General features: G+C 62.4%; 21 protein-coding genes, 4 tRNA genes and 1 riboswitch. Of the genes, 6 read left to right on the forward strand and 19 right to left on the reverse strand.

What is annotated here, in order from left to right; all coding sequences use genetic code 11:
• From TX78_RS14080 to TX78_RS01380, 10 genes are all read right to left on the reverse strand, one after another.
• Positions 1 to 318, reverse strand: a 318-nt coding sequence (locus TX78_RS14080) for a HisA/HisF-related TIM barrel protein (RefSeq protein ID WP_044492941.1), incomplete at its 3' end; no start/stop codon positions are given.
• Positions 319 to 393: 75 nt separating this feature from the next.
• Complete coding sequence (gene hisG, locus TX78_RS01340) at positions 394 to 1,278, reverse strand: ATP phosphoribosyltransferase (protein ID WP_044492942.1); 885 nt, start codon at positions 1,276 to 1,278, stop codon at positions 394 to 396.
• A 23-nt stretch (positions 1,279 to 1,301) separates the two neighbouring features.
• Positions 1,302 to 1,565, reverse strand: coding sequence for a phosphoribosyl-ATP diphosphatase (locus TX78_RS01345; protein ID WP_044492944.1), 264 nt, complete (start codon positions 1,563 to 1,565; stop codon positions 1,302 to 1,304).
• Between the two features lie 17 nt (positions 1,566 to 1,582).
• The gene (ribH, locus tag TX78_RS01350) at positions 1,583 to 2,083 is read right to left on the reverse strand and encodes a 6,7-dimethyl-8-ribityllumazine synthase (protein ID WP_044492946.1); all 501 of its coding nucleotides are present in this window, start codon (positions 2,081 to 2,083) and stop codon (positions 1,583 to 1,585) included.
• Positions 2,080 to 4,143: a 3,4-dihydroxy-2-butanone-4-phosphate synthase gene (gene ribB, locus TX78_RS01355; protein WP_081652475.1), complete on the reverse strand. Its 2,064-nt coding sequence runs from the start codon at positions 4,141 to 4,143 to the stop codon at positions 2,080 to 2,082. Before ribB ends, ribH begins: the two co-directional genes overlap by 4 nt.
• Positions 4,125 to 5,213 carry a bifunctional diaminohydroxyphosphoribosylaminopyrimidine deaminase/5-amino-6-(5-phosphoribosylamino)uracil reductase RibD gene (gene ribD, locus TX78_RS01360; protein WP_044492949.1) on the reverse strand — a complete coding sequence of 363 codons (1,089 nt, stop codon included), beginning with the start codon at positions 5,211 to 5,213 and terminating at the stop codon, positions 4,125 to 4,127. The genes ribB and ribD overlap by 19 nt, the downstream gene beginning before the upstream one ends.
• A 14-nt stretch (positions 5,214 to 5,227) precedes the next feature.
• Positions 5,228 to 5,347: riboswitch (FMN riboswitch) on the reverse strand.
• A 73-nt stretch (positions 5,348 to 5,420) separates the two neighbouring features.
• A tRNA-Gly gene (locus tag TX78_RS01365) sits at positions 5,421 to 5,494 on the reverse strand.
• Positions 5,495 to 5,518: 24 nt separating this feature from the next.
• Positions 5,519 to 5,590, reverse strand: a tRNA-Val gene (locus TX78_RS01370).
• 42 nt (positions 5,591 to 5,632) lie between these two features.
• Positions 5,633 to 5,703, reverse strand: a tRNA-Cys gene (locus tag TX78_RS01375).
• Between the two features lie 33 nt (positions 5,704 to 5,736).
• Positions 5,737 to 5,810 (reverse strand) — tRNA-Gly (locus TX78_RS01380).
• Between the two features lie 130 nt (positions 5,811 to 5,940).
• Between TX78_RS01380 and TX78_RS01385 the strand changes: the two genes are divergently transcribed.
• Entirely contained in the window at positions 5,941 to 6,999 is a 1,059-nt protein-coding gene (locus TX78_RS01385; protein ID WP_069956223.1) for a PD-(D/E)XK nuclease family protein, read from the forward strand.
• Here TX78_RS01385 and TX78_RS01390 read toward each other — a convergent pair.
• Positions 6,966 to 7,622: a hypothetical protein gene (locus TX78_RS01390; RefSeq protein ID WP_049897283.1), complete on the reverse strand. Its 657-nt coding sequence runs from the start codon at positions 7,620 to 7,622 to the stop codon at positions 6,966 to 6,968. The two genes, TX78_RS01385 and TX78_RS01390, sit on opposite strands and share 34 nt — an antisense overlap.
• Positions 7,623 to 8,122: 500 nt before the next feature.
• The gene (locus TX78_RS01395) at positions 8,123 to 8,665 is read right to left on the reverse strand and encodes a DUF6318 family protein (protein WP_158644279.1); all 543 of its coding nucleotides are present in this window, start codon (positions 8,663 to 8,665) and stop codon (positions 8,123 to 8,125) included.
• Between the two features lie 625 nt (positions 8,666 to 9,290).
• Between TX78_RS01395 and TX78_RS01400 the strand changes: the two genes are divergently transcribed.
• Genes TX78_RS01400 through rpe form a run of 5 tightly spaced genes read left to right on the forward strand, consistent with a single transcriptional unit; the run spans position 9,291 to position 14,786 of the window.
• Complete coding sequence (locus TX78_RS01400) at positions 9,291 to 10,940, forward strand: HNH endonuclease signature motif containing protein (protein WP_147640388.1); 1,650 nt, start codon at positions 9,291 to 9,293, stop codon at positions 10,938 to 10,940.
• A gap of 13 nt (positions 10,941 to 10,953) precedes the next feature.
• Positions 10,954 to 11,493 (forward strand): peptide deformylase, encoded by a 540-nt coding sequence (gene def / locus TX78_RS01405; protein ID WP_044492954.1) that lies wholly within the window; start codon positions 10,954 to 10,956, stop codon positions 11,491 to 11,493.
• Positions 11,490 to 12,482 carry a methionyl-tRNA formyltransferase gene (gene fmt / locus TX78_RS01410; RefSeq protein ID WP_044492956.1) on the forward strand — a complete coding sequence of 331 codons (993 nt, stop codon included), beginning with the start codon at positions 11,490 to 11,492 and terminating at the stop codon, positions 12,480 to 12,482. The genes def and fmt overlap by 4 nt, the downstream gene beginning before the upstream one ends.
• Positions 12,479 to 14,113 (forward strand): RsmB/NOP family class I SAM-dependent RNA methyltransferase, encoded by a 1,635-nt coding sequence (locus TX78_RS01415; RefSeq protein WP_044492959.1) that lies wholly within the window; start codon positions 12,479 to 12,481, stop codon positions 14,111 to 14,113. The genes fmt and TX78_RS01415 overlap by 4 nt, the downstream gene beginning before the upstream one ends.
• 19 nt (positions 14,114 to 14,132) lie before the next feature.
• Positions 14,133 to 14,786: a ribulose-phosphate 3-epimerase gene (gene rpe / locus TX78_RS01420; RefSeq protein ID WP_044492960.1), complete on the forward strand. Its 654-nt coding sequence runs from the start codon at positions 14,133 to 14,135 to the stop codon at positions 14,784 to 14,786.
• Between the two features lie 176 nt (positions 14,787 to 14,962).
• On the opposite strand, the gene nrdR is transcribed toward rpe, so the two are convergent.
• From nrdR to TX78_RS01455, 7 genes are all read right to left on the reverse strand, one after another.
• Positions 14,963 to 15,460: a transcriptional regulator NrdR gene (gene nrdR / locus TX78_RS01425; protein WP_044492961.1), complete on the reverse strand. Its 498-nt coding sequence runs from the start codon at positions 15,458 to 15,460 to the stop codon at positions 14,963 to 14,965.
• Between the two features lie 143 nt (positions 15,461 to 15,603).
• Positions 15,604 to 19,131, reverse strand: coding sequence for a DNA polymerase III subunit alpha (gene dnaE, locus TX78_RS01430; RefSeq protein ID WP_044492963.1), 3,528 nt, complete (start codon positions 19,129 to 19,131; stop codon positions 15,604 to 15,606).
• Between the two features lie 51 nt (positions 19,132 to 19,182).
• Positions 19,183 to 20,226 carry an RluA family pseudouridine synthase gene (locus TX78_RS01435; RefSeq protein WP_081652476.1) on the reverse strand — a complete coding sequence of 348 codons (1,044 nt, stop codon included), beginning with the start codon at positions 20,224 to 20,226 and terminating at the stop codon, positions 19,183 to 19,185.
• Positions 20,219 to 20,803, reverse strand: coding sequence for a signal peptidase II (locus TX78_RS01440; RefSeq protein ID WP_187118344.1), 585 nt, complete (start codon positions 20,801 to 20,803; stop codon positions 20,219 to 20,221). The genes TX78_RS01435 and TX78_RS01440 overlap by 8 nt, the downstream gene beginning before the upstream one ends.
• 30 nt (positions 20,804 to 20,833) lie before the next feature.
• Positions 20,834 to 21,775 carry a DivIVA domain-containing protein gene (locus TX78_RS01445; protein WP_044492965.1) on the reverse strand — a complete coding sequence of 314 codons (942 nt, stop codon included), beginning with the start codon at positions 21,773 to 21,775 and terminating at the stop codon, positions 20,834 to 20,836.
• A gap of 137 nt (positions 21,776 to 21,912) precedes the next feature.
• Positions 21,913 to 22,203, reverse strand: a complete 291-nt coding sequence (locus TX78_RS01450) for a YggT family protein (RefSeq protein WP_081652477.1) — start codon at positions 22,201 to 22,203, stop codon at positions 21,913 to 21,915.
• 30 nt (positions 22,204 to 22,233) lie between these two features.
• Positions 22,234 to 22,905 carry a cell division protein SepF gene (locus TX78_RS01455; RefSeq protein WP_044492966.1) on the reverse strand — a complete coding sequence of 224 codons (672 nt, stop codon included), beginning with the start codon at positions 22,903 to 22,905 and terminating at the stop codon, positions 22,234 to 22,236.
• Positions 22,906 to 22,972: the final 67 nt, after the last annotated feature.

Consider the following 22,972-nt stretch of genomic DNA (forward strand, 5'->3'; position numbering starts at 1 on the left):
GGCCGTATTGATGGAGGCCTTATCTGCCCCGACCTTCAGCAGCCGGTCCACATCCTCCACCGCGCGCACACCACCGCCCACGGTCAGCGGGATGAATACCTCTTCAGCGGTGCGCGTGACCACATCGTAGGTGGTCTGACGTTCAGAGGAGGACGCCGTGACGTCCAGAAACGTCAGCTCATCAGCGCCGGCCTTATTGTACCGGTGAGCCAGTTCCACAGGGTCTCCGGCGTCTCGGAGGTTCTCGAAGTTGACGCCTTTGACCACGCGGCCTGCGTCAACGTCCAAACATGGAATGACACGAACTGCCAGCGTCACGGCTGAACTCCTCTCTTCAGATCCACTCCCGCTTTCTCAGATGCGCACAGCCGATGAAGGCTCGCCGTGGTCATCTCAGACTCGGCAGGCGTGGATCGTGGTCACTAGGATGGCCCGGGCGCCCAGATCGTAGAGCTCGTCCATCAGCTGGTTGGTCTTCTTCGCCGGCACCATCGAGCGCACCGCTACCCAGTTCTCATCCGCCAGCGGAGAGATCGTGGGCGATTCCAGCCCCGGAGTGATCCTGGTGGCTGCTTCAAGGTGTTCGCGGCGGATGTCGTAGTCCATCATCACGTACTGGCGCGCTACCAGGACGCCCTGGAGTCTGCGGATCAGTCGCTGGGTCTGGGTCTGCAGAGCAACAGGTGCGTGGGCGTCGTCGTCCTCACGCTCCCCGTTGCCGGAGATCAGCACCGCCTCGGACTGCAGGATCGGGCTGCCGAAGGTCTCCATGCCGGCGGCCTTGAGGGTATTTCCGGTCTCCACCACATCGGCAATGGCGTCAGCCACCCCCAGCCGGACAGCCGATTCCACGGCACCGTCGAGGTGGACCACCTCCACATCGGCCACACCGCGGTCGGCGAACCACTGGCTCAGCAGACCGTCGTAGCTGGTGGCCACACGTTTACCGGCCAGGTCTTGCTCGCTGCTGAACTGTCCTTTGGGTGCGGCCAGACGGAAGGTGGAACGCCCGAAGCCCAGGCCGAGGATCTCTTCGGCGCCACCGCCGACCTCGGCGTCAAGGAACAGGTCCCGGCCGGTGATACCGAGATCGATAATGCCGCGTCCTACGTAGATGGCTACGTCTTTGGGGCGCAGGTAGAAGAACTCGACGCCGTTTTCCTCATCCACCAGGACCAGCTCTTTGCGGTCGCGGCGCTGTAAGTATCCGGCTTCGGAGAGCATGGCCATGGCGGCCTCTGACAGGGCGCCTTTATTGGGTACGGCTACGCGAAGCATGGTGTCCTTTGCGATGAACGTTTTTAGAGGAAGCGGTAGATGTCTTCGGGTTTGAGGCCCTTGGCCAGCATCATGACCTGCAGGTGGTAGAGCAGCTGGGAGATCTCCTCAGCCGCCTCATCCTGAGACTGGTATTCGGCGGCCATCCACACCTCGGCGGCTTCTTCGACGATCTTCTTACCGATCTGATGGACTCCGGCGTCCAGTGCTGCCACAGTGCCAGATCCAGCGGGGCGTTCCTCGGCTTTGCGGGCGAGTTCGGCGAAGAGTTCGTCAAAAGATTTCACGGGCGTAAGCCTATGCCTTAAGCGTCCAGTTTCGCGATTTCGATGGCGGCGGCGACGGCGGCGTGAGCGGCTTCGAAGCCTTTGTCCTCCTGCGAGCCGCTCAGTCCAGCCCGGGCGAGGGCCTGCTCCTCGGTATCGCAGGTCAGCAGACCGAAGCCCACAGGCTTGCCGGTCTCTACCGCGATTGTGCTCAACCCCTCGGTGGCGGCAGAGCAGACATACTCGAAGTGCGGTGTGCCACCGCGGATGACCACGCCCAGCGCGACGACGACATCGTGGTGGTGAGCGGCATGTGCGCTGATCACCGGCAGTTCAAAGCTGCCGGGGGCGCGCAACAGGGTGTAATCCTGGATGCCGATGCTGTGCAGGAAGCGCTCGGAGCCTGCAATAAGTCCGTTCATGACAGTGTCATGCCACCGGGAGGCCACCACTGCCACGCGCAGGGAAAGATCCTGGGCGACTTTGGTGAGCTCGTTGAGCTCGTGCTCGTCGATATGCGGAGTTCCGGTGGAGCTCATTTCTCTCCCTGTTCCTCGTTGGTGGTGATGTGTTCGGAAGGGTACTGCGGGTTTGCAGTGGCTGTTGTGACCGCCTCGGTGAGTGTGAGGTGGTCCAGCATATGGCGCATCTTGTCCCGCTTGGTGCGCAGGTAGCGCTCGTTGTGTTCGCGGACAATGCCGGTGGAGGGCACCTGCTGGACGTTCAGCCCGGCGGCAGCCAGCACCTCCACCTTGGCGGGATTATTGGTCAGCAGCCGCAGTGTGGAGATACCGGCTCCGTGCAATACGGCAGCGGCACCGGTGAAGTCGCGCAGCTCTGCGGCGAGGCCGAGCATTTCGTTGGCCTCCACAGTATCTGCGCCCTCTTCCTGCAGCTTGTAGGCGCGCATCTTGTTGGCCAGTCCGATGCCTCGTCCCTCGTGGCCGCGCAGATAGAGCAGATGTCCGCCCTCGGCCTGGACGGTCTCAAGGGCCGCGGCCAGCTGCGTGCCGCAGTCGCAGCGGTGGGACCCGAAGACGTCTCCGGTCAGGCACTCTGAGTGCATCCGGACCAGCGGCGGTTCATGCTTTCCATTACTGCTGGAGGAGCTTCCCGGGGCGGACAGCAGGATGTGTTCGTGGCCGGTTTTCTGCTCGGTCCACACCTGGGCGTGGAAGATTCCGTAGTCGGTCGGCAGGTTGACCACCGGACCAGGTACCACGAGTTTCTGCGCCTCTTCGCGGGGCGAGTCCCAGGAGGAGAGGTAGGACTCCCGCACTGCATCCGGTGTGGCTTCACCGCCGCGGTATTCAATGAGGTCAGCGATGCTGATCAGCGCCAGATGGTGCTCATCGGCGAAGTCGCGCAGGGCAGGCAGCCGCATCATGGTGCCGTCGTCGTGCACAAGCTCAGCGATGACCCCGACTTCCGGGTAGCCAGCCAGCCGGCAGAGGTCTACGGCGGCCTCGGTATGCCCGTCACGCCCCAGCACTCCTTCGACGTGCGCGATGAGCGGGAACATGTGGCCGGGGCGGGTGAAGTCAGCAGCCTGGGCGCCAGCATCGGCGAGCGCTCGGGCGGTGATGGCCCGGTCTGCGGCGCTGATGCCGGTGCTGGCCACGGTGATCGCGTCGCAGCTGATGGTGTAGGCGGTGCCTTTGGGGTCTTCGTTCTGTGCTGTCATCGGAGGCAGCTGAAGATGCGCCGCCCGCTCGGCGGTCATGGGCACGCAGAGCACACCGGAGCTGTGCCGGATGGTCAGGGCCATCAGCTCTTCACTGGCCACTGCGGCGGGGAAGATGATGTCGCCTTCGTTCTCACGGTCGGCGTCGTCCACCACGATCACCGGGCGTCCTGCGGCCAGCTGATCCAGTGCCACTTCGATGGGATCAAGCACTGGTGCGGGGCTGGTGGGCTTGGGAACTGCCGGCAGGGTGTCGGAAGCGGCGCTGTCAGCGGGCTCAGCTTCTGCCGCCTGCGGGACCTCGAGTTCGCCCTGGAAGGTCAGCATGCGCCGGGTGTACTTGGCCAACACATCCACTTCGATATTGACGTTGCTGCCCGCTGCAAGTCCCCCGAGGGTGGTCTCGGACAGGGTGGTGGGAATCAGGCCCACCTCGAACCAGTGGCCGCTGGTCTTGTCTGTGCCGGTGGCGGTGATGGTCAGGGAGACCCCGTCGATAGCGATGGAGCCTTTCTCCGCGATGTAGAGGGCGAGATCCGCGGGCACGCCGAAACGGTGACGGCCATCGTGGAGGTCCTTCTCCAGCAGTTCACCGATGCCGTCCACATGCCCTTGGACCACATGGCCGTCCAGGCGTGCACCGGCTGGCAGGCAGCGCTCAAGGTTCACTCGGTCTCCTGTACTGACCTGGGAGAAAGTGGTCCGCTTCAGGGTTTCGGGGATGAGCTCGACGGCGATGACCTCACCTTCGATACTCACAGCGGAGACGCAGACCCCGTTGACAGCGATGGATCCGCCCAGGCCCAGCCCCTCGGTGTGCCCCGGCGCCTGCAGCACCAGGCGTTCCACTCCCTTAGCGGGGTCGGGGGTGCGCTCAAGCACCTGACCGGTGCCGGTCACGATTCCGGTGAACATGCGTCTCCTTCTGGTTCGGGCTTGAGGTGGATGCACACATCTGAGTCCATGGTGCTGACGGCTCCGCCGTCGGTGGGGTCGAGGGCGAATCGTCGGGCCTGGGCCAGCGTGGTGACTCCGATATCTCCAAGGGAACTGCGGCCAACACCGAGCAGCATCGGCGCCACATAGGCAAAGACTTCGTCCACCAGGTCAGCGGCGAAGAACGCCGATAGAACGCTCTGGCCGCCTTCGACCAGCACATGTTTGACCGGGTAGCCCCCGTGGGTGGTTCCGGCCAGGGTGCGAAGCGCCTCCAAGGGGTCGCGGGTCCGCAGCTGAATCCAGCCGTCCCCCTCGGGCTGGTGCTGTTTCAGGATGGCGTCTTCGGGTATGTCCCTCAGGCCCATCACGCAGCGCAGCGGCTGGGAGTCAGCCAGTCCGCCGTCGTCGTTGCGTGCGGTCAGCCGGGGGTTATCGATATGCGCGGTGTTGGTGCCGACCAGGATGGCGTCCACACGCTGGCGGATCCGGTGGGTGTGGCGGCGGGAGGGTTCGGAGGTGATCCACTGGCTGGTGCCGTCGGCGGCGGCGATCTTGGCATCCAGTGTCTGGGCTAAGTGAACGGTGACGAAGGGCCGCTGCTGGGTTTGTGCGAGGTTCCAGCGATGGTTCAGCTCGGTGGCTTCTGCTTCAAGAACACCGGTGACGACGTCGAGACCGCGCCCGGCAAGCAGCGCCGCACCTCCCCCGTTGGCGCTGGGATCTGCAGCTGCGGTGACAACGCGTGGCACACCAGCTTCCTGGATGAGGTCGGTGCAGGCGGGCTGGCGCCCCCGGTGCCGGCAGGGCTCGAGGGTGGTGTAGAGGGTGGTGCGTGAAAAATCAGTGACACCGGCTGAGTGTGCAGCGCGAAGCGCATCGCGCTCGGCGTGGAAAGTGCCGGCTCCGCGGTGGTGGCCAGTGGCCAGAATAGTGCCGTCCTCGTCTGTGAGCACCGCCCCGACAAGGGGGTTTGCTCCACGGGGACCGAGCTGCGCGGCCTCGAGGGCACGACGCATGGGGCCGTTGTCGGCATCAGCCGTAGGCATTAAGCGTTCTCCTTCTGTGCCACTCCCATCCAGACTGTGACTGTCGGTGCTGGAATTTCACCAGCTCAGCCTCCTGGAGGAGGGTCGCGGACTCTGACCGCCGGTTCGGACTTTCACCGATCCCGTAAGCACGTGCGGACTATCTTGCCATAGACACAATGAAGCCCCGGAATCAGTTGATTCCGAGGCTTCATCGTTGTTCATCAGAGCGGATGACGAGATTCGAACTCGCGACCCTCACCATGGCAAGGTGATGCTCTAGCCAGCTGAGCTACATCCGCATCAGATCCATACTACTGGATCCGTGCGCGATACTGGGATCGAACCAGTGACCTCTTCCGTGTCAGGGAAGCGCGCTACCGCTGCGCCAATCGCGCTTATTCAGCTGTTGCTTGTCAGGGACGAATCCCTGACTTGCGAGGTGGGGACGGGAATCGAACCCGCGTATACGGCTTTGCAGGCCGCTGCCTCACCACTCGGCCACCCCACCAGGGTTCTACCGGGCTCAGTGTCCCTTCCTGCGAGCGGATGACGAGATTCGAACTCGCGACCCTCACCATGGCAAGGTGATGCTCTAGCCAGCTGAGCTACATCCGCATTTCGTCGGCGCTTTTTGGGCGTTTCGACGACATGAAACTCTAACCTACATGTCTCCTGAGAGTCCAATCGGCGGGCTGACCCCCGGATTCACAAGGATGTCCGAGGCTCGTGTCAGACTGGATTTCTTATGACGGATCCACGACTTGCCCACGCCACTGAGTTCGGCCGGATGTACTCGCGTTCGCTCTCATTTGCCCCCGAAGTTCCCTCCATCACCACGGTGATCGCCCAGGAGGCGAAGGATATGACCGGGTGGGCGGGGCATATGGCCGCCACGGAGCTGGTGAATGATCCGCGACTGCCGGGTGCTGTGGGTTCTGCGCCGACTCTTCGCGGATTGGCGAGAGAGGCGTCCTCGGCGGCGGAGCGTTTCCGGGACGCGGCGGCCGCGCGCGGGGATCGTGTCCATGCCTACGCTGAGCAAGTTTCTCTTGCAGCACTGGGCGCGCCGGGGGCGGATCCCGACGGCGCCCGGCGGGTTCTGGCCGAGCACGGTGATGTGCGTTTCGCAGATCGTTTTGATGAGTGGTGGCAGCTCTATGGGGTGCGCCCGATTGCGGCGGAGATCACTGTGTGGAATCACACAGTGGGTTATGCCGGGACGTTGGATCTGGTGGCGGAGATCGGCGGACGGCTGTGTTTGATCGATTTCAAGACGAAGGGGCTGACTCGCGACGGGCGGGCTAAGCCGCTGAGCGAGTCGGTGGTGATGCAGTTGGTGGCCGGGTTGCGGGCTGAAGAGATGCTGGTGGATCCGGTGGCGGGAACGTGGTCCCCCTGGGCTTACGGGCAGGGGGCCGGCGGTGAGGACGCGATGCTTCTTGCGGTGGCAATTTCTGAGGCTGAGGTAGTACCGGTGCAGGCTAGCCCCAGTGGGCTGCGGGCGCACTGGCGTAAGTTCTGGGCATTGCGGCAGGTGTGGGAGCACTCCCGGGCAGTGACGGAGACCGGCCGCGCGTTGCGGCCGATTGGCCCGCCGCCGGCTGGCGCTGGGGTTGGTGCAGTGACGCCCCCTGCCCAGGCCTCTAGTGATGTGCAGCTGGCGGGATCTGGTGCAGATACCGGTAGTGGAGCGCCGGGCGGACCGGTGGCCGGGACTGTGAGTGGATCCGCGAACGGAGTAGCGAATGGAGTAGCGAACGGGGCCGTGAGTCAGCGGCCGAGCCAGTTCCCGTCCTCGTCGTAGCGGTCCTGGTAGATGGCCGGAGGCCGGTCCCCGGGCTCGATGGTGAACGGCCCGTTGCAGCCGTAGTCGGCGGCGTCGCGACAGGCCCCGGAGACCAGGCGCTGGCTGGTGCGCCAGATGTCAGCCTCACCGGGTGAGGCCGCTGCGGTGGTACTGCCGGGGATGGCAATCCAACCGGAGTCCTCGACTTGAAACTCCCCGATGAATCTGGTGGTGACTTGGACAGGGTAGACACCGGTGGATGAGTAGATGTGGCTGGTGGGAGTCTCGGCGTCGGTGAGGTTGATGCTGTTGTTTGTCTCTGCGAAGTGTGCGACAGATTCCCCGGCACGACTGGTGGTTCGAACGGTGCCGTCGCCGTAGTCGAAGGTGTACTCCACGGGGATAGCGCGGATCTGCACTGTGTGACCCAGGAGCTCTTCGGTGAGCGTCTGTGTTTCTACATCGGCAAAGACATTCGTGTGCCGGTTGATGTACCCGAATCCCTGAAGCTGCTCTTCAAAGGCGACGCGACCGCCATCGATCGGCAAGCGGGAGAACTCTTCAACGACGGTTGTGTACACCAGTTCATGAGCCGGAATCTCCTCAGCAGCTTCGGTTTGGTCAGGGGCAGGCGGGGCCACCGCAAGCTCGACAGGTTCTTCGTCGGTAGACGGACATTCCGCAGGCCCACCCGCTGCCAAGCCTCCGATGAGGAACCCCACAGGGCAGTCTCGCGGTAGAAGATCCCAACAGGAAGGGTCGGATGCGCCGCTGTTTGTGCAAAAGTTACGGTTGGAGAGGAGTCCTGAGAGCCTGTCCCCCGGAGTATTTTCATTGTGAGGGATGCTTCGATTTTCCAATGAGCCCGTAGAGCGACTTGGATGCTCTATTTGTCGGACTCGTTCGCCACCACTTTCTCCTGTCGACCCTGGCTCCCGCTCCACGTATTGATTCCGGCGATGAACTTGAACGTCAAACGCCTGGTCCGCGGGAGCAACGTAAACTCCCGGTGGCGCCGATCGCGATTGGCCGCGAGGTTCGTCCTCATCCGCTGCTGCAACAGGCATGAGTGGCCACATCACGAGTAGCATCGCTAGCGCCACGATGAATGAAACTCTGACCTGAAAGTTCTGCACACCCATCATTCATCCCCAAGAGGAGTCCCAGCGATTTCGTCTTGACCAACGTAGACGTGCTCGCCAATGCGCCAATGTTCGTCAAAAAGAAGCAGTGAGCTCAAAACAGCTTCATTCGATTCTGGCTCGCTACCATCTAGCGCCCCTTCCCAGTAGACGTCGAAACTACCGGAGACGAGTCGAAACAACACCACAGCCTCAGCCTCAGCCTCTGCATCTACCTCAGCACTGTCCCAGGCGAAAGGCCGAACCCAAAGGTCGACGATGTTGTCGGGCTCCTGCACATACCAACCAGACTCATACAAGGTGCGGACTTGATCCGTTTGAGCCTCGCAAACTTCGCAGGCTTCGTCGGAAAACTCTTCTAAAGGCTCCGTATCACCTGTGTTTCGCGCGTAGACGCGCAGCTCCCACCAGTACCGCAGAGCCGCCTCTGCTCCCTCTTCGGTGGGGTCGTATATCTCATCGGGCGGATCGGGAACAGGCCAGTTCTGGGCTGGCCCTTCGGAGGATGCGGGTACCGGCGTGGTGTCATCGCTGTCGTTCACTTCCGAATCTTCGGCTGCAGGATCACTGCTGGAGGCTCCCTGACCATCTCCCTCCGCCGCTTCCCTGTCACTAACCTCGGACGGAGATGCGGCGTCGGGGTTCTCGCTACCATCAGCACAAAGGTGTGGGGCGTTCTGCATCGGTTCGCAGCCTTCCGCGCCATCCGCACCTGAGCACGCGCTTAGGACGAGAAGTCCGATCATGCCGAGCCCGCCGCCACGCCCCGGTGAACGGCGAAACCACGACCCGTGTCGGCCTCTGCCCTTCGACCTTTCGGCAGCCACGACCTTGTTCTGCATCCATGTCCCGTCAACCATTTGCCGATACACCCGTTCCGCAAACCGTCTGGCACGGCCTGCCCACCATCTGCTCCTCGGGGGCACCAACAGCTCCGCCCCTACCGTCCGCTCCCCACGGTAATAAGCCCTGCTCCTTGTGACCAGGGTCAAATCCCGCCTGTGGATAAAAAGCTACGACCGCTGCATAGGTAGCCATCACGGGGTGGGACCGCTGACCTGGGGCTAAACGCCACCAAACCGCTAACTTGAAGACTGGGCTAGATTATTCGAATCTTTCTTCTATCAACTCTTGTCAGACCGCCAGGATCGAACATATAATCGAAACATGGGCACGAAAAAGACTCAGTCGCAGCGGCACGCGGACCTGCGTGCCGGCCAGAACAGCGTGTCCGACCAGGCCTGCCCCTCTTCGGCACAGCCAACCGTTCCAACGGAGCTATGGGACGCCGAAATGGCCATAAGGCGTGCTGAAGCCCACCAGGTCTCAATGCTCGTCGACTATGTCCAGACCTTCTGCCGGACTCGCGCCGATGAACGCGAGCGGCGCTACCAGGACTTCATAAGCCTTGGGATGGACCAGAGTGCCAGCGCCTTGAAGAAACAAGAGCATCGCGAAGCTAGAACTGATGAATCCGCCGCACTCCTCTACGCAGCCCAAGCAATGCGCACCTCTGAGTACCGCGCCTCAGCGCTCTTCAGCGCTTCCTCCCACGCCAGAACAGCCCTCCCCAACGTCTGGCAAGCGTTCCTTTCAGGAAAAATCACCAGCACCGCACTGAGCCGTATTTCCCGGACCAGCCGTGACAGGCTCTGTGACAAGTCATCCCGCGCCGAGCTCGATGCCCTAGCACCCGAATACGCAGAGCATCACCGTCCACGCGAACTGGAACGCTGGCTCACTCGGTTCACAGCCGTGGCCGAACCAGAAAATGCAGCAGACCGCTGCCAGCGGGAACTCGATCGGAGAACCGTCTCCGTTCGCCCCGCAGATGACTTCGAGAACATGTCCTGGTTCAGCGCACTCCTACCCACCCCCACTGCAGTAGCCATCAAGCGACGCCTTGACGCAGTAGCGCGGTCACCACAACAACCAGTCCCCCACGACCCCATCACGGCAGCCCTCACTGCCACCGCTACGCGCAAGGCTCACATCCGGGAGTGCATTGCCGCCTACCGCGGTCTGTCCACCCCACGCGACATCTGGACAGGAAAACCGCTGCACGGAGACTCACCGGAGACACCAGAAGGTCCCACCGTGGTGCGCCTGCCCCCGAGCCCGGAATCGCTCACCGCGGCGTCGCTTCCCACCACCTATCACGACGGCGACACACGCACTCTGGCGCAGCGCACGGCAGATCAGCTCAGCGCCTGGATCCTGAACGGCCGCACCGAATCCGCAATCACCATTGACGCCCACATTGGTCTTTTGGTGGCAGAAGAAACCCTCACCGGGGAATCGAACCATCCGGCAATCAGCCGCGACCGTAGCTATACCCTGCCAGCCGAGGCGGCACTAAACCTCATTAGAGATCCTGCAGTTGTCACCACTTGGCATGAACTCCGAGTCAAACCGCATCATCAAGTCAAGCCCCGACGCAACAACCCACCACCACTGGGCCCCTCTGCCCAGGAATATGACACGCTCTCCCACCAGTACCTCGGACGGTTCCCACCTGAACGGCTGCGCCAAGCCATCTGGTTCCGGGACGGCACATGCCAGGTAGCCGGTTGTACGGTACCTGCAGAGAACTGCGATATTGACCACGTCCAGCCGCACCCAGATGGCCCCACCCGCGGGGACAACCTCCAGGCGCTGTGCCGGCGTCATCATCGGATCAAAACAGCAGGATTCGACGTTCTGATCACACAACCCGGAGTCGGAACCCACCGCGCAACTGCCGAAACGCTGGTACCGCGCACCCCGGAATCCCTGCACCGAGTCATCAACACCGCATCAGGCTCACGCCACAGATGAGAGAATGTCCCCCATGCCTGTGCTGCCCATCCGTATGATCGGTGATCCTGTCCTGCGCACACCTTCAACGGTTGTGCCTCTGGATACCGCAACCCCAGAACGCCGTATCCAGCAACTCATCCAGGATATGGAGGCCACCAACAAAGACGCCGGCGGAATCGGAATCGCAGCGCCCCAGGTAGGGGTCAACCTCCGTATCTTCACCTGGGACGTAGAAGGGCATCGGGGCGCAGTCATCAACCCGGAACTCCAGCTGATGGGCGAACCAGTATTCGTCCCTCGCCAAACACCCACGGAAGAAGACGCCATACTTCGTGAAGGCTGCCTATCTGTGCGCGGCGGGATCTACGGTCCAGTCAAACGTCACCCCCACGTGATTCTCACCGGTTACGACAGGGCAGGAGAACCGCTGCGCATCGAAGCCGACGGCCTTCTCGCAGCCTGCTTCCAGCACGAACTCGACCACCTTGACGGCAAACTCTTCCTAGACCGATTGGAAGGCGACCACCGCAAGACTGCCATGCGTGCACTGCGTGAAGGGAACCCTGCATGACCGAATCTGCTGCTCACCCCGCACAACCCACCAGCACCCCACTCCTGTTCGCCGGCACCCCCGAGATCGCCGCACAAGCTCTGCGTGGAATCATTGCCGCCGGCTACAACGTCACCGCTGTCCTCACCCGCCCCGACGCCCCCGTGGGCAGGAAAAAACAACTGACTCCTTCGCCTGTTGCGCAGGCTGCAGAGACAGCCGGGATCCCCACCATTAAGACCGCCAAAGTCGACGCAGACATCACTAATCAGGTCCAGCAGACTGGAGCCCGACTCGGCGTCGTCGTTGCCTATGGTGCCCTGCTGCCGCAGCACACGCTGGAGGCGCTGCCGCTGGGCTGGGTCAACCTGCACTACTCACGGCTGCCCCAGTACCGCGGCGCTGCCCCCGTGCAACACGCCATGCTCAACGGCGAAGCCACCACGGCCGCCACAATCTTCCAGCTTGAAGCCGGAATGGACACCGGCCCGGTCCACGCCAGCGCTGAATACACCATTCCCGAAGCTACCTCTTCAGGGACAGTCCTCGCCGAACTGACGACCCTGGGGACCTCTCTGCTCACCAAACTGCTCCCGGACCTCCTGGCAGGCAACTCACAACCAGTAGGCCAGCAGGGCACCCCCAGCCACGCCCCGAAACTCACACGCGAAGACGCCTACATCGACCCCAGCGAACCGGCAGAACAGCTGGTCAACCGCATCAACGCGACCATCCCCGAGCCCGGCGCCTGGACCCTCAATGGCGAAAACCGCCTCAAACTTGGTCCCGCCAGGCTCTACCACGGCGACCTCTCTCCAGACGCCACCCCCGGACGTGTACTGCAAGCGATCTCGGACCGCGCGCCGGGAGACTCCCTAATTGTGCTCACTGCAGGAGACGCACGCGGGGTTGTCCTGACCCAAGTCCAGCCCGCCGGTAAAGCAATGATGAACGCCGCTGACTGGTTCCGCGGCCAACAAGGCACCGTCACCTTAGGAAGCGCAGCATGAGCGAATCACACCGGAACCAGAGCCCCCACGAGGGCGAACGTAGAAACGCCAAAGGACGTCAGCGCAACCGCGGCAGCCGCAGCGCTTCCGAGCACAGCGCCGCAGGCTCTCGTGGCGAACAGAGCGGCCGATCCAGCCGCCAATCTGGCCGTCAATTCAGCAAGAACGCTCCATCGGCTCGCAGTCGCCGCTCGGACCCTGCCCGCCTGGCAGCGTTCCAGGTACTGCGTGCAGTCTCCCGCGACGATGCTTACGCCAACCTGGTCCTTCCTGCAGAGATCCGCCGCGCCAAGCTCGATAAGCGCGACGCCGGATTCGCCACCGAACTCACCTACGGCGCCCTGCGCTCAGAAGGCACCTATGATGCTGTGCTCTCCAGGTGCGTAGACCGGGAACTCAGCAAACTCGACCCACCAATCCTCGACGCGCTGCGGCTAGGGGCACACCAGCTGCTGGCGATGCGGGTCAATACCCATGCCGCCGTCAACGAAACGGTAGCCCTAGTCCGCGATCAAATCGGTGCCGGCCCCTCCGGCCTGGTCAACGCGGTCCTGCGACGTGTCGCGGAGAAGACCCGTGACCAGTGGCTGGACGTCATCGCCGAAAACTCCACCGGCGACGACGCCCTGGGCCTCCGGCATGCCCATCCCGCCTGGGTGGTTCGCGCCCTCAGACAATCGCTGAAGCTGCGCGGACGTGCCGAAGACATCGACGCGCTCCTTGAATCCGATAACGCCGCCCCTGAAGTCCACCTAGTGGGGCTGCCCGGACTTCACGAGGACGCCGGCCCCCAGCACTTGAATTCAGCCGTCGCTGCAGGAGCCATCCCCTCGGAGCTCATCGAAGGGGCAGCGATCTTCCGCGGCGGAGATATCGGCCGTCTCGAAGGAGTCCGCGAAGGTCAGCTGCGCGTCCAGGACATCGGCTCGCAATGGATCGCTCAGGCGCTGACCGAACCAGCCGTACAACCAGCAGAACGCTGGCTGGATCTCTGCGCCGGGCCCGGCGGCAAAGCCGCTCTACTCGGAGCGATCGCTGCTGAGTACGGCGTGACTCTCACCGCCAATGAGCCTGCCCCACACCGTGCTGAACTGGTGACCAAGGCGCTGGCCGCCGTCGACCCCTCGGCCTGGAGTGTGCGGACAGGCGATGGCCGGACGATCAGTTCAGACCCCGAGTTCTACACGCCCGAGCAGCCTTTCGATCGCATCCTCATCGATGCCCCCTGCACAGGTCTGGGCGCCCTGCGGCGCCGTCCCGAGTCCCGGTGGCGGCGCAAACCCAGTGACCTCGCCGAGCTGACTGTCCTGCAGGAGGACCTGCTCGACGCCGCCGTCGCCGTCCTCGCGCCGGAGGGCCTGCTGGCCTACGTCACCTGCTCCCCGCATGCAGCTGAAACCATCGCTCAGGTGGAAGACCTGCTACGCCGACACCCCGAACTACAGCTGCTCGACGCCCACGAGCCCATGGCTGCAGTGGCACTTCCCCAAGGACAGAAGCTGCTCGAAGAGACACGCTCGGCCACCTCGGCCAACTCCAACCCCGTCATCACCAAGACTGTGCAGCTGTGGCCGCATATCCACGGAACTGACGCCATGTTCTTCGCACTGCTGCAGAAGAAGCCAGACTGACGCATCTAGGATCAAAGACGTGACTTCTATTCATCCCAGCATCCTCAGCGCCGACTTCGCCAACCTTGCCGCCGAACTCCAGCGCATCAGTAGCGCCGATGCAGTCCATGTGGACGTGATGGACAACCACTTCGTTCCCAACCTCACCCTGGGGCTGCCGGTAGTGAAAGCCATCCGTGAGGCCACCGACCTTCCCCTGGACATCCATCTGATGATCGACGACGCCGACCGCTGGGCGCCGGAATACTCTGAGGCCGGTTGCGAGTCCGTGACCTTCCACATCGAGGCCGCCGCACGCCCCAGAGAGCTGGCTCGCATTCTGCGCTCCCACGGGTCGAAAGCGGCTATGGCCGTCAAACCCGGAACCGAGCTGGAACCCCACCTGGAGATCCTCAGCGAGCTGGACATGCTGCTGATCATGACCGTAGAACCGGGCTTCGGCGGCCAGTCGTTTATGGAAGCGATGCTGCCGAAGATCACGGCCGCACGGCAGGCAGCAGACGACCTCGGAGGCACGGTTGCTATCCAGGTCGACGGGGGCATCAACCGGGACACCATTCTCCGTGCCGCCGAAGCGGGGGCGGACACCTTCGTTGCAGGCTCCGCCGTCTATTCGGCCGCGGACCCCGACGCGGCCATCGCGCAACTGCGCAAGCTTATTCCAGGAAGTTAACCGCTCCCCGCCTCACTGCTACGTCGTAAGTGCGGCTGAGAGCTTGTCCGGACAGCAAAAACCGGCGGCGGTCTCAACCTTCCCCTGAAGAGACCACCGCCGGTGTGCTCGCCAGTCTACCCGAAACTGCGGTCTTGTGCGGCCCTCGCACCTCCCAGGATTCAGCCCCGGGGGAATCAGCGGAAGCCGAATCGCGGCTGAACCACCTTCGGCGCCGCAGTTGGCTGCAGCTCCTCGTGGCGCAGCTCCTGGATGGCCGCCTCAAAATCATCGAGGTTCTCGAATCCGCGGTACACGGAGGCGAATCGCATATACGCCACCACATCCAGTCGCTTCAGCGGTCCCAGAATGGCCAGCCCGACGTCGTTGGCGTCTACTTCAGCGTTGCCGGAGGCCCGGATGGTTTCCTCCACCTCCTGAGCCAGCACCGCGAGGTCGTCATTGGAGACGGGACGGCCCTGGCAGGCTTTGCGGACACCGTTGATGACCTTGGATCGGTCAAACGGTTCAGCTGCTCCCGAGCGCTTGATCACGCTGAGGGAAGTGGTTTCCACCGTAGTGAAGCGCTTGGAGCACTGAGGGCACTGACGACGACGGCGAATACCGGACCCGTCTTCCAGTGTGCGGGAATCCACCACGCGTGAGGCGTCGTGACGGCAATAGGGGCAGTGCACTTTTTGTCTCCTGTCTGGAGGGGCCTCCTCTCCCCTCAGAACACCAGTCTACGCACTACATATTGGGCCCAACAAACCCACTAGCACTACATCTAGTACTGGAGCGATGCAGTTCCCTCGCGAATGCCGCTATTGAGGCCAGCTCAAGTCTCCAGGCAGGTGGGGCCGAGAATGACCTTCAGATCTCCATAGAGCGACGGCGAGGGATTCACCCGGAAATTCTCCACCCGGATCAGCTCGTACTTATCCGGATAGACCAACTTGATGTGCATATCAGCATTGCCGGCATGGGCCTTCAAGGTCTGCGCCAGTTCCGTGACGATCTTCTCGGTGGCCTTCTGCACCGGCATCGACACCACCACCGGTCCAGTCACACCATCCTCGGTGATCTCCGGGACTGTGACATCCATGGCCTTGAGGACCACCCCGCCGTCGTCGCGGCGGTCCACCTGACCCTTGATCGAGACGATCAGGTCCTCGGCCAGGACCATGGACACCGCCTGGTAGGTCTTGCCGAAGAACATCACTTCGATGGAGCCGACCATATCCTCCACTGCGGCGCGGGCATAAGGATTGCCCGATTTAGCGACCCGGCGCTCCAGGGCGGTGATCATGCCGCAGATGGTGACGATTGCGCCATCCGGCGGGCCTTCCTCACTCATCACCGAAGCGATAGACCGATCCGCATGCTGACTCAGCGTGCGCTCAAGGCCCTGGAGGGGATGATCTGACACATAGAGTCCGAGCATTTCGCGCTCGAAGGCGAGCTTGTCCTTCTTATCCCACTCCGGAAGCTGGGGCACCTGCACGGCATCAAAGTCCTCCATGCCGTCGTCCCCAGTGGACATCGCCCCGAAGATATCGGTCTCGTACTGCAGCGAGTCCTTCTTCTTCTTCACCGCTTGATCGATGGCCTGCTCATGCACCGCCACTAGTGAACGGCGCGTATGCCCCAGCTCATCAAAGCCGCCGGCCTTGATCAACGATTCGATGGTGCGCTTATTGCACACATGCAGCGGCACTTTCTTGAAGAAGTCACTCAGGGACTCATACGCTCCCTGCTCGGTGCGGGCCTCCACCATGCCAGCCACCACATTGGCACCCACATTGCGCACCGCGCCCATGCCGAAGCGAATGGTCTCATCACCGACGGGGGTGAAGGTCAGCTCGGACTCATTGATGCTCGGCGGTGTCACCGTGATACCCATGCGGCGGCACTCGGAAAGGTACATCGCCAGCTTGTCACGGTTCTCACCGACCGAGGTCAGCAGCGCTGCCATGTACTCCGCCGGGTAGTTCGCCTTCAGATACGCAGTCCAATAAGCGATCAGACCATAAGCGGCAGAGTGGGCCTTATTAAACGCATACTCAGAGAAGGGAACCAGAATATCCCAGAGCGTTTTAATGGCCTCATCGGAGTAGCCGTTGGTCTTCATACCCTCAGAGAAGGGGACATACTCCTTATCCAGGACCTCTTTCTTCTTCTTGCCCATCGCGCGGCGCAGTAGATCTGCTTGGCCCAGCGAGTATCCCGCCACCTTCTGCGCGATCGCCATGACCTGCTCCTGGTACACGATCAGACCATAGGTGGTGTCCAGAATCTCAGCCAGCGACTCTTCCAGCTCAGGATGGATCGGGGTGATCTCCTGCAGCCCATTCTTGCGCAGCGCGTAGTTGGTATGGGAGTTGGCGCCCATCGGCCCCGGTCGGTAGAGCGCGATGGTCGCGGAAATATCTTCGAAGTTATCCGGACGCATCTGCCGCAGCAGGGCACGCATGGGCCCGCCGTCGAGCTGGAACACTCCCAGAGTGTCACCGCGGGCCAGCAGCTCATAGGAGGGCCGGTCTTCCAGGTGGAGAGTCTCAAGATCGATCTCCACACCCTTATTGAGCTTCACGTTCTCCAGAGCATCGGAGATGATCGTGAGGTTTCGCAGCCCCAGGAAGTCCATCTTGATCAGGCCCAGGGTTTCACAGGTGGGGTAGTCGAACTGAGTGATGATGGCGCCATCCTGCTCACGCTTCATCAGCGGGATGATGTCGATCAGCGGGTCCGAGGACATGATGACGCCGGCGGCGTGCACACCCCACTGCCGCTTCAGTCCCTCCAGGCCGGTGGCCAGATCAAAGATCTCTTTCAGCCGCGGATCGTTCTCCACGGTCTCACGCATCTCACCGGCCTCGGCATAGCGCTTGGACTTCTCATTGAAGATGTCCCCCAGCGGCATCGGCTTGCCCTGGGCGTCCGGCGGCATCGCCTTGGTCAGCCGCTCACCGGTGGCGAAGGGCTCGCCCATCACACGTGCTGCGTCCTTCAGCGCCTGCTTGGATTTGATCGTGCCGTAGGTGACAATCATCGCCACCCGCTCGTCACCGTATTTGTCCACCACATAGCGGATTACTTCGGAGCGGCGACGATCATCGAAGTCGACGTCGAAGTCGGGCATGGAGACACGGTCAGGGTTCAGGAAGCGTTCGAAGATCAGCCCGTGCTGCAGCGGGTCCAGGTCAGTGATGCGCATGGCATAGGCCACCATGGATCCTGCACCGGAACCACGTCCAGGACCCACCCGGATCCCGTTCTCCTTGGCCCAGTTGATGAAGTCGGCCACCACCAGGAAGTACCCGGGGAAACCCATCTGGGTGATGACGCCGATCTCGTACTCGGCCTGCTTACGGACCTCATCGGGGATGCCCTGCGGGTAGCGGTAGTGAAGCCCCTTCTCCACCTCCTTGACGAACCAGGACTGCTCCGACTCCCCGTCCGGCACGGGGAAGCGCGGCATATAGGAGGCTGATTCGTTGAACTCCACCTCACAGCGTTCAGCGATCAGCAGCGTGTTGTCGCAAGCCTCCGGGAAGTCCCGGAACAGATCTCGCATCTGCGCGGCGGACTTCAGATAGAACTCTTCGGATTCAAACTTGAAGCGCTTGGGATCATCCAGGGTGGAGTTGGACTGCACGCACAGCAGCGCTCCGTGGGCCTTAGCGTCATGGGCGTGGGTGTAGTGCAGGTCATTGGTGGCCACCAGCGGGAGATTCATCTCCTTGGCCAGGCGCAGCAGGTCCTGCTTGACCCGCTTCTCCACCTCGATGCCGTGGTCCATGATCTCGCAGAAGAAGTTGTCCTTGCCCAGGATGTCGCGGAAATCCGCCGCAGCCTGCTTGGCTTCCTCATACTGGCCCTGACGCAGGCGGGTCTGAATCTCACCACCTGGGCAGCCGGTGGTGGCAATGATCCCCTTGCCGTAGGTCTGCAGAATCTCGCGGTCCATACGCGGCTTGTAGAACTGGCCTTCCAAGGAGGCCAGTGAGGAGGCCCGGAACAGGTTGTGCATACCGGCGGTGGTTTCAGCCCACATGGTCATATGGGTGTAAGCACCGGAGCCGGAGACATCGTCCACACCATCGCCGAAGCGCACACGGGTCTTGTCCGTGCGGTGAGTGCCAGGGGTCAGATAGGCCTCGACGCCGATGATCGGCTTGATGTCGTGCTGTTTGGCCTTCTTCCAGAAGTCGTAGGCACCGAAAATGAACCCGTGGTCAGTGGTGGCCAGGGATTTCATTCCCTGAGCGCGGGTCTGCTCGAAGAGCTCGTCAAGCTTGGCTGCGCCGTCGAGCATCGAATACTCGGTGTGATTGTGCAGGTGGACAAAATCCTTGCTCATCATGCCTCCAGAATGCCCTGAGCCTCTGACATCACTGCGCGCCGGAAGCGCTGCTTAATCATGAAGCAGGTCAAGTGCTTGTGTCAGATCCTTGGCGTGCTCGCTACGGTAGCTGACCCACTCCCCCGATGCCGGATGGCTAAAGCCCAGCTCTACCGCATGCAGCCACTGCCTGGTCAGTCCCAGCTCAGAAGCCAGGTAGGGGTCGGCCCCATAGGTGAGGTCCCCGGCCAGTGGGTGCCCCATGGCGGAGAAGTGCACGCGGATCTGGTGAGTTCTCCCGGTCTCCAGAGTCACATTCATCAGACTCGCCCGACCATAGGCTTCCATCAGCGTGTAGTGAGTACGCGCATCACGTCCATCGTCGACGACGGCGAAGCGCCAGTCATGCCCAGGGTGTCGCCCGATGGGCGCATCAATGGTGCCCTCGTGCGGATCGGGCAGCCCCTGCACCAGCGCATGATAGGTCTTCTTCGGCGTACGGTTGCGGAAAGCGTCCTTGAGCACGCTGTAGGCGCGCTCAGTCTTGGCCACCACCATGATTCCGGAGGTGCCCACATCCAGGCGGTGCACAATGCCCCGGCGTTCCTGGGCCCCTGAGGTCGCGATCTCCACGCCTTGTGCAAGCAGCCCACCGATTACCGTGGGGCCGCGCCAGCCGGGCGAGGGGTGTGCCGCCACACCCACAGGCTTATCGATGACGACGATATCGGCGTCCTCATGCAGCAGTACCAGATCTTGCACGGCTTCGATCCTCAGCTCATTGGGGTCACTGGGCTCCGGGATGTCTACGGTGATCCGGGCTCCGGCAGGCAGCTTCTCAGACTTCTTCACCACCGCACCGGTGGCACGGCTGTCCTGCGTATGGTGCTGCGGCCGATCCTCCGCCCAGCCGGCCCGCCCGTCCTGCAGCCACGCGGCCGCTTCAGTACGAGAGATATCGCACAGCCCGGCAAGGACAGCGTCGGCACGCTTTCCGCCGAGTTCTGCGGGGACTGTGAAATCGATGAGACCGTAAGCGGCGTCGTCGGCCTCGACGAGCTCGTCAGCGGGCACTGTGGTCTGATCAAAGGGCTCAGCGCGGGAATGCTCAGTCATCAGTGTTGGCCTCATCCTGGTTCATAGTCTTCTTGGGCTTCTTGGCTTCACGGCTGCCGTCAATGTTGATCCCGAATACCATCAGCGCGCACAACAGGATGATCGAGCACACGATGAAGGAGTCGGCGATATTGAAGATCGCAAACTGCGGGACGGAGATGAAGTCCACCACATGGCCCTGTCCGAAGCTGACGAAGCTGCCATCGACCAACGACGGCGCCCGGAACAGCCGGTCAGTGAGGTTGCCGGCGACTCCCCCGGCCAGCCCACCCAGCCCCAGCACCCAGAGCCAGGAACCGCCGAGTTTACGGAACGTCACCAATGCGAAGACCAGCACCGCCGCTTGAATCAGGGTGAAGATCCAGGTGTGGTCGGTGCCCATGGAGAAGGCAGCTCCGGGGTTGAGGTGGTAGCGCCAATAGAGCACCGGCGGGAGCACATCAATCTGCTGTCCCAGAGTCATGGTGGTTTCGACCCACACTTTGGTGGTCTGGTCGAGAACAAAGGCAAGGGCCGCGATGCCTCCTGCGAGGAGGATCGCGGCCCTGCGGCGTGGTGTTTTGGGGGATTCGGACATCCCCACGATTCTACGTGATAGTCATCCGGCTTAGGCGCCGGTGGCTTCCTTCTCGATAGAACCCTTAGTGTTCAGCTCGTTGAGCTGGCCCTCGATGTAGTCCTTCAGGCGGGCACGGTAGTCGCGCTCGAAGCCAGTCAGTTCACTGACGCGGGATTCCAGCTCGGACTTCTTGCGCTCCAGCGCATTCAGAGTCCGGGTTGAGGTCAGCTCAGCCTCTTCAATCATGTTCTCCGCGCGGGTCTCCGCATCGGTCACAATCTCAGTGCGCTTGCGCTCAGCCTCAGTGATGTACTCCTCGCGGGTGCGCTCACCTTCAGTGATGAGCTCCTCACGCTTGCTGGTGCCCTCGGTGATGAGCTCTTCGCGCTTGGACTCGCCCTCGGAGATCAGCTCAGCACGCTTGGACTCGCCCTCGGCGATGTACTGCGCACGAGTCTGCTCACCCTCGGCGATGTACTGCGCACGAGTCTGCTCGCCCTCTGCGACGTACTGGTCGTGAATCTTCTGGGCCATGGCCAGCACACCAGCTGCAGAGGCGGCGTCGTCCCCGGACGCTGCAGGCGCGGGCTTGGGGCGCTCCTGAGCGGGACGGGTACCCAGCGCGTACTCCGGGTAGGCGGTGATGCTGGGGTCAGCCTTGTACTCCGGCTGCTCGGCGCTCGCTTCGGACTCCGAGGGGTCTTCATCGGTGATCCGGTCAACGGTACCGGTCACCTCGGCGGCGGTACCTGCGTAGCCGGAGAGTCCGGCGTCGTTGAGGTCATCGGGCTCGACGTGGCGAGGATCGTTGTCCAGCTGCTCCTGGAGGGAGGCGACCTTGGCCTCGAGCTCCTGATTCTCCTGGAGAAGCCGGCGCCACTCGACGACGACCTCGTCGAGGAAGTCGTCGACCTCGTCCTTGTCATAGCCGGGGCGGAACTTAGTCTCCGGGAACTCCTTGTTCAGGAGGTCTTCGGGTGTCAGGGCCATGCGGTGTCACCTCATCGAGTGGCTGTACAAGCGGGCGGGATTGCGTCATCGCACAGAATACCCATCGGGCACTTTCGCCTTCGACCTCAACCTTCAAGTCAGGGTTTCAGGCCTTCAGGCCGTCTTAGGCGCGCGAATCAGAAGGCGATGGCGACCAGGACGCGCTGCAGGATGACAACGGCCAGGAAGACGATGATGAAGCCCATGTCCAGGGAGATGCCACCAAGGTTCAGCGGTGGAATTTTGCGCTGGACAAACTTAATCGGCGGGTCCGTTACTGAATACACACCAATGGCGAGCATCAGCGCGAGTCCCTTGGGACGCCAGCTTCGGGCGTACTGCTGAGTGATATCAAAGATGATCCGGATGAGCAGCATCAGCTGATAGATGCTCAGCAGCAGATAGAGCGGTGCAAGGAAGAAGTCCACAGGTGGAAAGGCTACCTGAACTGGAGCGAATCAGGACTGGTTGAAGAATTTGGCGCTGCCCTCAGCCGGCACTGGAGCGGCCTGCTCCTCCGCGAGGACCTCCACGTTCTTCGGAGTCAGCAGGAAGACCTTATTGGTCACCCGCTCGATGGAGCCGCCCAGACCGAAGACCAGGCCAGCAGCGAAGTCCACCAGTCGCTTCGCCTCGGATTCCCCCATCTCCGTGACATTCATGATCACCGGGATGTCATCACGGAAGGACTCGCCAATGACTTTCGCGTCATTGTAGGAGCGGGGGTGGACGGTGGTGATCTTACGCATTTCTGAGCTCTCATCCCGGGAGGAGGGGGCACGCTTAATAGGGGTCACGGGGGCCCGGTAGTCGGGGTCCACGGCCAGGTTGGTCCGGTTGTAGGCACCGGTGGTGTTCTCCGGCTCCTCGGCACTGGAGGCACGATCAGCAAGGGAGACGACGGCGCCGGTCGGCTGAGCAGCAGTCGGGCGCCCGGAGTGCGCGGCACGCACTGAGCTGGTCTGCTGCGCCGAGGCCAGTGGCTGTGCTCCGTTGGAAGCTGCAGCTCGCTCGGAGCTGCTCTCTGCACGGGCGGAGGAGCGCTCCTCGTTGCCGAAGCTCTCCTCCTGATAGTCATCACCATCGGCCAAGCCGAGGTAGATCATGGTCTTCTTCAGTGCGCCGGCCATGAGATTCTCCTGGGGAAGGTTGTGGTTAGCTTCAGGCCCTGCGGCGCTTGGATAACCGCCGGCGACC

Origin of the sequence: Nesterenkonia massiliensis (genome assembly GCF_000455245.1) — a bacterium.
GTDB classification, from domain to species: domain Bacteria; phylum Actinomycetota; class Actinomycetes; order Actinomycetales; family Micrococcaceae; genus Nesterenkonia; species Nesterenkonia rhizosphaerae.

Bases quoted from the DNA above. Each gene is read 5' to 3' on its own strand.
- hisG (WP_044492942.1), bottom strand. From the start codon at position 1,278: ATGCTTCGCGTAGCCGTACCCAATAAAGGCGCCCTGTCAGAGGCCGCC.
- ribH (WP_044492946.1), bottom strand. From the start codon at position 2,083: ATGAGCTCCACCGGAACTCCGCATATCGACGAGCACGAGCTCAACGAG.
- ribB (WP_081652475.1), bottom strand. From the start codon at position 4,143: ATGTTCACCGGAATCGTGACCGGCACCGGTCAGGTGCTTGAGCGCACC.
- ribD (WP_044492949.1), bottom strand. From the start codon at position 5,213: ATGCCTACGGCTGATGCCGACAACGGCCCCATGCGTCGTGCCCTCGAG.
- TX78_RS01385 (WP_069956223.1), top strand. From the start codon at position 5,941: ATGACGGATCCACGACTTGCCCACGCCACTGAGTTCGGCCGGATGTAC.
- TX78_RS01400 (WP_147640388.1), top strand. From the start codon at position 9,291: ATGGGCACGAAAAAGACTCAGTCGCAGCGGCACGCGGACCTGCGTGCC.
- def (WP_044492954.1), top strand. From the start codon at position 10,954: ATGCCTGTGCTGCCCATCCGTATGATCGGTGATCCTGTCCTGCGCACA.
- fmt (WP_044492956.1), top strand. From the start codon at position 11,490: ATGACCGAATCTGCTGCTCACCCCGCACAACCCACCAGCACCCCACTC.
- TX78_RS01415 (WP_044492959.1), top strand. From the start codon at position 12,479: ATGAGCGAATCACACCGGAACCAGAGCCCCCACGAGGGCGAACGTAGA.
- dnaE (WP_044492963.1), bottom strand. From the start codon at position 19,131: ATGATGAGCAAGGATTTTGTCCACCTGCACAATCACACCGAGTATTCG.
- TX78_RS01435 (WP_081652476.1), bottom strand. From the start codon at position 20,226: ATGACTGAGCATTCCCGCGCTGAGCCCTTTGATCAGACCACAGTGCCC.
- TX78_RS01440 (WP_187118344.1), bottom strand. From the start codon at position 20,803: ATGTCCGAATCCCCCAAAACACCACGCCGCAGGGCCGCGATCCTCCTC.
- TX78_RS01445 (WP_044492965.1), bottom strand. From the start codon at position 21,775: ATGGCCCTGACACCCGAAGACCTCCTGAACAAGGAGTTCCCGGAGACT.
- TX78_RS01455 (WP_044492966.1), bottom strand. From the start codon at position 22,905: ATGGCCGGCGCACTGAAGAAGACCATGATCTACCTCGGCTTGGCCGAT.